A 7,507-nucleotide genomic window follows, 5' to 3' on the forward strand; every position below is an offset into this window, starting at 1 on the left:
GATTCGAACCATCGAAGGCAGTGCCGGCAGATTTACAGTCTGCTCCCTTTGGCCACTCGGGAACCCCTCCAGAGGATTTTTATACTTAGTAAGATGTTTTCCCAACTCATCTCCCAAGTGCGGAGCGAATCATAGCAAACTCGCTCAGGCTGTAAAGCGTTTTTCTTACGTTTTTACGTTGAATGCTGTCTTTTTGGGCAAAGATGGTAGAAAGTCAGCGTTTTGTTTGTCCTTTGAACAGAAGAGAAGCGCACTTTTTACTTGAATTTACACTACTTGACGTTAAACACCGTATCTACTGATAAACTGTAAGCAGTTTAATGACATAAGTTTATTCGTTTAGAAGTCAATATCATGAGCATGAAAGCCACGTTATCGTTATCTGTTTTAACGCTTTCTATATTACTGAGTTCTCCATCGGTTTGCGCTGCGATGCGAGGAGGCTCAGCGGTTACTGTTGTGACTGAACAAGTAGAAACGCACGAGATCAATCAATCCTTAACTCTTATCGGCAAATTAAAGGCAGCGGAGTCTGTGGTTGTCGCATCGGAAGTCGCCGGCAAAGTGAATCAAATCGCTGTTAAAGCGAATCAAAATGTCCAGCAAGACCAGTTATTAATTAAGTTAGATGACGATAAGGCTCAAGCCGCTTTGATTGAGGCAAAGGCGTATCTAAAAGATGAACAGCGTAAGTTAAAAGAGTTCCAACGTTTGGTTAAGCGGAATGCGATTACTCAAACTGAAATCGATGCACAAAAAGCCAGTGTTGAAATAGCACAAGCGAGGCTAGATGCTGCTCAAGCCAATTTAGCTGATCTCCATATTACTGCTCCATTTTCTGGCACTGTTGGTTTTATCGATTTTAGCCGCGGCAAAATGGTCAGTGCGGGTACTGAACTTTTGACGTTGGATGATCTTTCCGTCATGGAACTGGATTTACAAGTACCGGAGCGCTATTTATCGATGCTTTCTATTAGTATGGAAGTCATCGCTAAAACCAGTGCATGGGGTAGCCAGATCTTTACTGGTCAAGTCACAGGTATTGATACGCGTATCAGCGCCGAAACACTGAATCTTCGCGTGCGTATTGAGTTTGATAACCCAGAAAATCAATTGAAGCCGGGCATGTTGATGAACGCTTCACTAGCATTTCCTGCTATTAAGGCGCCAATCATTCCTGTTCAAGCACTTGAATACTCCGGAACTAAACGTTTTGTATATGTAATTGATGAAAATAACAAAGCTACTCGTCAAGAAGTGTCGCTAGGTGCTCGTGTTGGCAACGAGGTGGTGATCGAATCTGGTGTTGAGATTGGTGACAAGATTGTGGTTCAAGGCATTGTTAACATGCGTGATGGTGTCGAAGTGAAAGAAATTGTCGCGCCACTAAAAGCGAACACCACGGATGTGACACGCAATGACAGTGAATCGGATGAGGAAGAAAACTAATGTTACTGTCCGACGTTTCAGTTAAACGCCCTGTCGCGGCGTTAGTTCTGAGCATGCTGTTGTGTGTGTTTGGCTTTGTGTCATTCACCAAATTAGCCGTTCGTGAAATGCCTGATATAGAAAGCCCAGTCGTTTCTATCAGTACGCGTTATGAGGGTGCATCTGCGACTATTATTGAAAGCCAAATTACCTCCGTTTTGGAAGACCAGCTTTCTGGGATCAGTGGAGTTGATGAAATTAGCTCCACTACTCGTAACAGCATGTCGCGTATCACGATCACGTTTGAGTTAGGTTACGATCTCAACACAGGTGTGAGCGACGTGCGTGATGCCGTGGCTCGTGCTCAGCGCTCGCTACCTGATGAAGCGGATGACCCTATTGTTTATAAGAACAATGGCTCGGGAGAGGCATCGCTCTACATCAATCTCAGTTCTGCAGAGATGGACCGTACTCAATTAACGGATTATGCCGAACGTGTATTGATGGACCGCTTTAGCCTGATCTCTGGGGTTAGCTCCATTGATCTCTCCGGTGGTTTGTACAAGGTCATGTACGTGAAGCTTAAGCCAGAACTAATGGCTGGACGTTCAGTTACAGCTTCGGACATTACATCAGCTTTACGAAGTGAGAACCTAGAAAGCCCAGGTGGTGAAGTTCGCAACGACTCAACAGTAATGTCCGTGCGTACGGCTCGTACTTATAACACGCCTGAAGATTTTCAATATCTTGTCATTAAACGCGCAAGCGACAATACACCTATCTATTTAAAAGATGTAGCAGATGTCTTCATTGGTGCAGAAAACGAAAATTCAACCTTCAAAAGTGATGGTGTAGTAAACATCAGTCTTGGTGTGGTATCGCAGTCAGACGCAAACCCGTTAGAGGTTGCTAAGCTGGTTCGTTCTGAAGTCGATAACATCCAGAAGTTCTTACCAGAAGGTACACGCCTTGCGATAGATTACGACGCGACAGTATTTATCGAGCGTTCAATCGAAGAGGTGTACAGCACGCTATTTATCACGGGCGGCTTGGTGATTTTGGTGTTGTACATTTTCATCGGCCAAGCTCGTGCAACCTTAATTCCTGCGGTTACGGTTCCTGTTTCTCTGATTTCTTCGTTCATTGCCGCGTACTACTTTGGGTTTTCTATCAACTTGATCACCTTGATGGCGTTGATATTATCGATTGGTTTGGTGGTGGATGACGCAATTGTGGTTGTAGAGAATATCTTCCACCATATTGAACGCGGTGAATCGCCATTACTCGCCGCATATAAAGGCACAAGAGAGGTTGGTTTTGCTGTTATAGCAACAACATTAGTGCTGGTGATGGTGTTCTTACCGATCTCCTTTATGGATGGCATGGTAGGTCTACTATTTACAGAGTTTTCTGTATTGCTGGCTATGTCGGTCATATTCTCCTCTTTGATTGCCCTGACGCTGACTCCTGTATTAGGTAGTCAGATTTTGAAAGCGAATGTAAAACCAAATCGATTCAATGAAGCGGTTGATCGCTTGTTTAGCAAGCTTGAGAGTGGTTATCGCGCATTATTGAAAGGCGCATTGAAAGTACGTTGGGCTGCTCCGCTGGTGATTCTAGCTTGTTTGGGCGGTAGCTATTTCTTGATGAATCAGGTACCGGCCCAGCTGACCCCACAAGAAGATCGCGGTGTTATATTCGCGTTTGTGCGCGGTGCAGATGCTACGTCATACAATCGTATGTCAGCCAATATGGATATTGTCGAAGACCGATTGATGCCATTACTAGGGCAAGGTTATCTGAAGTCATTCAGTATCCAAACGCCAGCGTTTGGTGGCCAGGCAGGAGACCAGACAGGCTTTGTGATCATGATTCTAGAAGATTGGAACGAACGTGATATCACGGCTCAGCAAGCCCTTAACAAAGTACGGAAAGAATTGGCAGGTATCCCAGATGTTCGAGTGTTCCCATTTATGCCAGGTTTCCAAGGTGGTTCGAGTGAGCCAGTTCAGTTCGTATTAGGCGGCTCTGATTACGATGAGCTCGTTGTTTGGGCTGAAATGCTAAAGAACAAAGCAGAAGAATCACCAATGATGGAAGGAGCAGAGATAGATTACTCGGAAAAAACGCCTGAGTTATTGGTTACAGTTGACCGACAGCGTGCCGCAGAGCTAGGAGTCAGTGTTCAAGACATTTCTGACACCCTAGAAATCATGCTCGGTGGTAAAAGCGAAACGACTTATGTTGAGCGTGGCGAAGAGTACGATGTGTATCTTCGCGGTGATGAAAATAGCTTTAATAATGCTGCAGATTTAAGTCAGATTTATCTGCGCACGAATAGCGGTCAGCTAGTGACGTTAGATGCGGTCACAAAAATTGAAGAAGTGGCGGCCTCTATTCGTCTTTCTCACTACAACAAACAGAAGTCCATCACTATTACTGCCAACCTGTCGGAAGGTTATACATTAGGAGATGCGCTGGATTACCTAGACCAGGAAGCCATCGACAACTTACCGGGTGACATTTCGGTGAGTTATTCGGGGGAGTCGAAAGACTTTAAAGAGAACCAAGCGAGTGTTGCTGTTGTGTTTGCATTGGCACTGCTAGTGGCGTATCTCGTGTTGGCGGCTCAGTTTGAAAGCTTCGTAAACCCGTTAGTGGTCATGTTTACGGTGCCGATGGGTGTATTTGGTGGCTTCCTTGGTTTAGTTATTATGGGCCAAGGTATGAACATTTATAGCCAGATCGGCATGATCATGTTGATTGGTATGGTGACGAAAAACGGTATTTTGATCGTAGAATTTGCCAATCAGCTACGTGATCGTGGCGTTGGGTTTGAAAAAGCGATCATTGATGCAGCTGCGCGACGTCTACGTCCAATCTTGATGACTGCGTTTACCACACTTGCTGGCGCAATTCCGTTGATCGTATCGACAGGGGCGGGTTATGAGAGCCGTATTGCCGTGGGTACGGTAATCTTTTTCGGGATGGGGTTTGCGACATTGGTGACCTTGTTTGTTATCCCGGCAATGTACCGATTGATTTCGGCGAAAACACAAGCACCAGGTCATGTAGAAGCAGAGTTAAACAAAGCAATTAGCCATGATACGAAGGGCCGTATAGCGCACCCTTAAATCAAACGTTAAAACACAAAAGCCGAGGTAATAACCTCGGCTTCTCTTTATCGGTTTAAAGTTAGCTCGGAAGCGTTCGATTAGAAGCGTTTCCCTAGGCTGATTTGTACACCTTCGTAGCTGTCGTAAAAATCTTCAAAACCCATATCCGCGACATTATAAATGTACTCTGCGCGTAACCAGATATCTTTGCTCATATCCCAATGGACACCAGCACCGATGTTGAATAGCGCGCCTGAATCATCTGTGACTTTTTGTTCGTTTGGAACATACATTTCAGCTTGAGTGCCAAGCGCAGTTACGCGACCAAACAGTGACAGCGGCGTATCGCCTAAGTTATCACTTGTTACAACAGCAGACATACCTGCTTGGTAATAGTGAAGATCTAAGTCAGTTTTTAGAGCATCGTTCTTAAGTTCATTTTGTGAATAGCGCAGAACCCCTTCAAACGCGAGGTATTGGTTTATATGGTAACCCCAGCCAACTGTGATATGTGGTGTTGACCACTCATTGTCTCTATCCGAGCCGAAATACGGTGTATCAAAACCAACGTTACCAGTACCCAGATAAAAATAAGATTGATGAGCTTGTTCTTGAGCAGCTAAAGTTGGCACGCTAATGGTCAAGGCAGACAATAATAGAATGGCGTTTTTCATAACTAGACGATAACCTTGGTAAAAGACCGTTGTAATGATTTGTTTAAATGTTAATTTAATCAATAGGATGGATGGTAATTATCATATCAGCTTTTATCAAAGGTAGTGATTTTAGAATGGGAATTGTTGCGCTAAAGCATACTTCTTACTCATGACTACCGACTAACTAGATATGGTGACGAAAGCTAGCTAAATAAGAGAGAAGGAAAGGAAAGTGGCTGAATTCAAATACAAAAACTTGACTCAAGAAGAACAAGATAAGTTAGACGCGGCGACATTTCGCCGTTTATTGGCGCATTTAGATGCTAACAAAGACGTACAAAACATCGACCTGATGATCCTTGCGGGCTTCTGTCGCAACTGCTTTAGCAAATGGTATAAATCTGAGGCTGAAAATCTCGGTTTGGATTTAGATATTGATGACGCTCGCGAACGTGTTTACGGCATGACTTACGATGAATGGAAACAAAATCATCAACCAGCGGCAACGCCAGAACAATTGGCTGCGTTTGAAGCGCGCCAGAAAAAGTAAAACCCAGCGATAAAAACAGCCCACATGAAGTTGGGCTGTTTTTTAAAGTCCAGTTTGCACGTTAAGCGTTAGTTGAGCCGCAACAAGCTGGCTCAACGCAACCTTTTGCTTGAATGACTTCGAGTTGAGCTAAGTAAGGTTGAATATCGCCGATGTTCTCTTTTACCCATGTTAAGTCATAATACGTATCTAGGTAACGCTCTCCAGAATCACATAGAAGCGTCACGATAGAACCCTTCTCACCGCGTTGTTTCATCTCACAAGCCAATTGCAGCACACCGTAAAGATTGGTGCCTGTTGATGCGCCGACTTTACGCCCAATCAGCTGAGATACCCAATGGGCGGTTGCCACACTGGCTGCGTCTGGAATTTTGCGCATTTCATCAATGACACCAGCAATAAAACTTGGTTCGACACGTGGTCGCCCGATACCTTCAATTTTGCTGCCAGTATCGCCTTTCAATGAGTGATTTCCTGACTGGAAAGCATCGTAAAACACTGAGTTTTCAGGGTCTACCACGCAAAGCTTAGTGTCGTATTTTTGGTAACGAATAAAACGGCCAATGGTTGCTGATGTGCCGCCTGTTCCAGGACTCATCACTACCCAGCTAGGAATCGGGTGATCTTCTAACTCCATTTGGCTAAAGATAGAGTTCGCGATGTTGTTGTTACCGCGCCAGTCAGTAGCGCGTTCAGCATAAGTAAACTGGTCCATGTAGTGACCATTTAGTTCTTGAGCCAAGCGTCGAGACTCGTCATAAATCTGATCTGATCGTTCAACAAGGTGCGCTTTACCACCGTAAAATTCAATTTGTTCGATCTTTTTACGTGCAGTGGTTTTCGGCATGACGGCAATGAACGGTAAGCCAAGTAAACGCGCAAAATACGCTTCCGAAACGGCAGTGCTGCCTGAGGACGCCTCGATTACAGTGGTTTCAGGACCAATCCATCCATTACAAATAGCATAAAGAAACAATGAGCGCGCCAATCGATGCTTAAGAGAGCCTGTTGGATGCGTGCTCTCATCTTTTAGGTAGATATCGATACCATCAAGAGAAGGCAGTTCAAGTTTAAATAAATGAGTATCAGCAGAACGTTGAAAGTCTGCTTCAATTTTACGCACTGCATTGTTGATCCAGTTGTGGTCAGTACACATGGCGTCTCTCCTTGGAAATCGATAGATAAGCATTAGATGGGAATAATTTACCTATAATACGAGAGAAAAACTTTGCTATAGTTGCCGGTAATGACTATTTTGATAGAAAAGTTTTCTACACTTCGTGGGTTTTATAGGATGAGCTTGGATCGGGTCGATAAACAGCTGCTTGCGTTGTTACAAACCGACAGCACCTTGTCATTAAATGAGTTAGCAGAGCAGGTAAATCTGACAACGACGCCATGTTGGAAGCGTTTGAAAAGGTTGGAAGAAGAGGGCTACATCGAAAAACGCGTGGCGTTGTTAAGTACAGAAAAGCTCGAGCTATCTTTCATTGCATTTGTTCAGTTAAAAACGATTGATCATTCCGAAGGTTGGTATCACCATTTTGTTACAACTGTGAGTGACTTTCCTGAGGTAATGGAGTTTTATCGTATGGCTGGCGAGTATGACTACATGATGAAAGTACTAGTCAAAGATATGAAGTGTTTTGACGAATTCTATAAGCGGTTAGTTAATAGCGTAAAAGGGCTATCTAATGTGACTTCAACATTTGCTATGGAGTCCATTAAATACACAACAGAGTTACCAATCCTAAAAT

6 protein-coding genes are annotated in these 7,507 nt (G+C 44.1%); 4 read left to right on the forward strand and 2 right to left on the reverse strand.

The annotated features are described in order from the left end of the window. The first annotated feature begins 354 nt into the window (after positions 1 to 354). The gene (locus CAG68_RS16680) at positions 355 to 1,449 is read left to right on the forward strand and encodes an efflux RND transporter periplasmic adaptor subunit (protein WP_054576346.1); all 1,095 of its coding nucleotides are present in this window, start codon (positions 355 to 357) and stop codon (positions 1,447 to 1,449) included. Next, positions 1,449 to 4,562, forward strand: coding sequence for a multidrug efflux RND transporter permease subunit VmeF (gene vmeF, locus CAG68_RS16685; RefSeq protein ID WP_054576347.1), 3,114 nt, complete (start codon positions 1,449 to 1,451; stop codon positions 4,560 to 4,562). The genes CAG68_RS16680 and vmeF overlap by 1 nt, the downstream gene beginning before the upstream one ends. Before the next feature lie 80 nt (positions 4,563 to 4,642). Here vmeF and CAG68_RS16690 read toward each other — a convergent pair whose 3' ends face one another. Next, on the reverse strand, positions 4,643 to 5,218 hold the full coding sequence (locus tag CAG68_RS16690; protein ID WP_053307492.1) for a porin family protein: 576 nt from the start codon (positions 5,216 to 5,218) through the stop codon (positions 4,643 to 4,645). 214 nt (positions 5,219 to 5,432) lie between these two features. Between CAG68_RS16690 and CAG68_RS16695 the strand changes: the two genes are divergently transcribed. Beyond that, positions 5,433 to 5,750, forward strand: coding sequence for a DUF1244 domain-containing protein (locus tag CAG68_RS16695; RefSeq protein ID WP_005378586.1), 318 nt, complete (start codon positions 5,433 to 5,435; stop codon positions 5,748 to 5,750). 61 nt (positions 5,751 to 5,811) lie between these two features. Here the strand turns inward: CAG68_RS16695 and CAG68_RS16700 are convergent, their stop codons facing one another. After that, on the reverse strand, positions 5,812 to 6,906 hold the full coding sequence (locus CAG68_RS16700) for a PLP-dependent cysteine synthase family protein (RefSeq protein WP_005389952.1): 1,095 nt from the start codon (positions 6,904 to 6,906) through the stop codon (positions 5,812 to 5,814). A gap of 138 nt (positions 6,907 to 7,044) precedes the next feature. Between CAG68_RS16700 and CAG68_RS16705 the strand changes: the two genes are divergently transcribed. Next, positions 7,045 to 7,507 (forward strand): Lrp/AsnC family transcriptional regulator (locus CAG68_RS16705; protein ID WP_017820003.1); only part of this gene is annotated, 463 nt, incomplete at its 3' end.

Source organism: Vibrio sp. V42_P2S4T144 (genome assembly GCF_009904715.1).
Lineage (GTDB): Bacteria > Pseudomonadota > Gammaproteobacteria > Enterobacterales > Vibrionaceae > Vibrio > Vibrio alginolyticus.

Coding starts and splice junctions, on each gene's coding strand:
- CAG68_RS16700 (WP_005389952.1), bottom strand. CDS start 6,906: ATGTGTACTGACCACAACTGGATCAACAATGCAGTGCGTAAAATTGAA.
- CAG68_RS16680 (WP_054576346.1), top strand. CDS start 355: ATGAGCATGAAAGCCACGTTATCGTTATCTGTTTTAACGCTTTCTATA.
- CAG68_RS16690 (WP_053307492.1), bottom strand. CDS start 5,218: ATGAAAAACGCCATTCTATTATTGTCTGCCTTGACCATTAGCGTGCCA.
- vmeF (WP_054576347.1), top strand. CDS start 1,449: ATGTTACTGTCCGACGTTTCAGTTAAACGCCCTGTCGCGGCGTTAGTT.